The sequence below is a fragment of the Legionella gresilensis genome, from assembly GCF_900639865.1.
GTDB lineage: Bacteria > Pseudomonadota > Gammaproteobacteria > Legionellales > Legionellaceae > Legionella_C > Legionella_C gresilensis.
Genome location: NZ_CAAAHX010000025.1, coordinates 17,217 through 20,100, shown reverse-complemented (window position 1 = coordinate 20,100; position 2,884 = coordinate 17,217). Strand labels below are relative to the sequence as shown.

The window sequence follows — 2,884 nt, the reverse complement described above, 5'->3', positions numbered from 1 at the left end:
CCATCAATGACTCGACTGGTATTGGGCTCTAAGCATAAGTCAGAGGCCGTCATCACACACGCCCCTTCTTTCATTTTCTCCTCATATGGTGTGCAATCGGCAGGTGTCCACCGGTCTTCAAATTGGCTCTCAAGTGCCGTGATAGTCACGGTGCCACCTAAGGCCATATCATCCCTCAATAAATCAAACGTGATGGTTGGGTCTGGGCAACTCGGAACTTTGAGCACCGTTAATGGGACACCACCTTGAGAGACCACCACATCCAGGCGAACACATTGTGTGCTTACTGTAATGAGATTGTTTGGTAAACAGATTGGAGGTGGCGCATCTGCATCGCACACGCCTAAATGAATTGTCTTACGAAGCATGTCAGTACCTGGCTTATTCTCATAAAAGAGATAGCGATTCACCGTTTGGGTCGTCGTTTTAATGCCAATACTTAAGGTACTACCACAACTCTCTTGACGATAGTGTGTCTTGTCCTCGCAGGTTTGCGTGGTAAAGTCCATCTGACAATGTGCTGGTTGCTCATAGCATTTACCCTCTAAAACGCTATCTGCCTCTGACAATAACGTTTCAGCGTATTGCATCTCTAGCGCCTTGGGATTGGCTTTAACATGAGGGCGCGAAGCTTGTGAGAGTACGCTTGACGCTGTTTGATTGCGTGCTGCCCGTTGATTTCCTAATTGAGGCAATGGGTTTTCGCCTTCAGAAATAGCAATGCCAGATTCTGGTGGCGTGTTCGTATAATTGCCGATTACGGTGCTTGGGTTAAATTGCTTTAACGCGTGCAAAGCTTGTTCACGTGCATCAAGTGCGTCAACACTCGCTCCTTTTCCTGCGAAAGCAACAGCACCTGAGAAAAGACTACAAAGCAATATGAAAGTAACCTTAATCACCTAACAGCTCCCTTGCTTCCTGCATTGAAAAGCCACTCTCGCCTCGGCCTGCAATGCGCGCAAGTCCCTCTTTGAGCGGCAAATGGCCATAAATCACATCAAAGGCAGCACCATTGTTAACCACAAGGGCCGGCACCTGATGAATGCCAAAACGCTCAAACAAAGTGGGGTCAATCTGAAGATTTAAATTAGGGACTTGCTCACTGAGCACCATTAGTTTAAGTGCTGTTTCTGACATCGAATCATGGTAGAGGCCTTTTAAATAAACAGGAATATGGAGTTGACTGCTTTCTTTGAGCGTTTCTTTAAGCAATGTCTCTGGCATCGAAAAACTAACAAACACCGATATCGTGCTGGCAGACAGAGAACTCATAACAAGATATCCAAGAAACAAAGTGAGCGCTTTTCTAATCATTTCTTTCTCCAACTACATAAAGGTACAGTTGCGTTTTCGCCACACTAAAAACCCGTATTGGTCAGGCGTATGGGGCTTGATTTTTCCCGCTTCCCATGTAAGCGTGCTGTGGCCCGATGAATAGCAATGTTTTCCATCCGCAACCTGATTGACCATTTCATAGCGGTAACGTGATTTAGGGGTCACGGAATAATGATGCTCTGTGCAAATCGCACTTAAAGAAGCACTTGAATCAGACACTAAAAACTCGCGATGCATCTTGTAATTTAAGCGCTCGGTTAATAACAGTGCGGTTTGCACAGGCGAGAAAGTAGCATTGACATGCCCTGTCAGTGGGTAATGGGTGCCTTGGCTTCCTGCACACCAAAACAGATTATCAAGCGGTTTGTTTGTAAGTGTGGAAGAAAGCGCATCGGCTGCACATGCGCTTGCCGTGATTGGATTACCAAATAAGACCGATTCAGGACTTAGCACGAAACTCATTTCAGAATCCTGCCAAGTGGGGTCAAGCTCGGTGAGATAAGCAATATCAAAATCACCCGCCTGTAGACAACCGCTTGATGTAATAAGATTTAACCAGTTAATGAGTGGGTATTTATACCAATGCACATGGAAAAAAGCGCGTGTCTGCCCAAGCCCCACCACATGGCGACCGCCTCTGGTGGCTTTTAATCCTAAATTTAATTTAGTTCCACCCAGATTAACCAAACAATACGGTATATCGGTGACATCCGTCAGTGCGATGGGCTCCCAAAATCCAATATTTAACCCCACTCGCACGCCTACCGTGGAAGGGCAAACACCAATAGGTCTTGCAGCATTATCGGTATCAGGAAGTGGTGATTGCACTACCTTCGCATCGCCAATAGACAAAGGAAACAAGCAGCGCCAACACACATCAGTTAGTGGATTAACAAAATGTCCGGTGCACTGTTTTGCCTTTAAGGTAAATGAAGCAACTATAAAGAGTAGGATTACTAGAGCTCTAAAGCACATCGCCATTCTCCTTAATCACAAGCTCTACAATCAGAAGTTTATTGCCTTCTCTTTTCACAATGGCCGGCACGTGCGAGAGATTTAACTTAGTAGCAATTTGCCCTGCCTGGTCAAAGTAAATAACTGATTGCAACCTCTTTTCGGTTTCCTGCACGGCACCACCGGTTAAAATGAGTTTGGGATGGGCACATTGCTTTAGCTGTTTCTCTGCCCAATAAAGTTGGGCCTTATCATCGCTATTAAAAAATAGCCAGCAAGGCTCATAAGTAGGAAGACGGGCAAGCGCATTCACATGTGTCCCCTTTGTATAGAGAATGCGACCACTGGCATCGGTTATATTCTGAGCTAATGTAAATTCAGGCACATAGTAATGACGCTCAGACTGATTACTTCGCGTTAAGCCAAGGGGCCTGGGCCGGTTGGCATGAAGGGCAACCGTTTGAATCCAGCGCTCATTTAATGAAGCCCATTCGCCACTATCCATTAACATTCTTAGACGTTCTTCAATAAGCGTTAAAAAGCTTTTTTCGGCTACAGGAAAAACCTCACCAATAACACCAAAGGATGTTGCGCA

At 45.6% G+C, this 2,884-nt stretch carries 3 protein-coding genes and 1 pseudogene; all 4 read right to left on the bottom strand.

Going from position 1 to position 2,884, the window contains the following annotated elements; translation table 11 throughout:
* A pseudogene (locus E1P04_RS16790) lies at positions 1-899 on the bottom strand (hypothetical protein); the annotation flags it as partial.
* Positions 892-1,272, bottom strand: coding sequence for a type-F conjugative transfer system pilin assembly protein TrbC (gene trbC, locus E1P04_RS16785; protein ID WP_242604512.1), 381 nt, complete (start codon positions 1,270-1,272; stop codon positions 892-894). The pseudogene E1P04_RS16790 and the gene trbC, both read right to left, overlap by 8 nt.
* Positions 1,273-1,326: 54 nt before the next feature.
* Positions 1,327-2,310 carry a conjugal transfer pilus assembly protein TraU gene (traU, locus tag E1P04_RS16780; protein WP_131784018.1) on the bottom strand — a complete coding sequence of 328 codons (984 nt, stop codon included), beginning with the start codon at positions 2,308-2,310 and terminating at the stop codon, positions 1,327-1,329.
* The coding region (gene traW / locus E1P04_RS16775; protein ID WP_131784023.1) for a type-F conjugative transfer system protein TraW at positions 2,300-2,884 on the bottom strand (585 nt) is incomplete at its 5' end. The genes traU and traW, both read right to left, overlap by 11 nt.

What these genes read in the sequence shown, in the direction of transcription:
- trbC (WP_242604512.1), bottom strand. Translation starts at nt 1,272, where the DNA reads ATGAGTTCTCTGTCTGCCAGCACGATATCGGTGTTTGTTAGTTTTTCG.
- traU (WP_131784018.1), bottom strand. Translation starts at nt 2,310, where the DNA reads ATGTGCTTTAGAGCTCTAGTAATCCTACTCTTTATAGTTGCTTCATTT.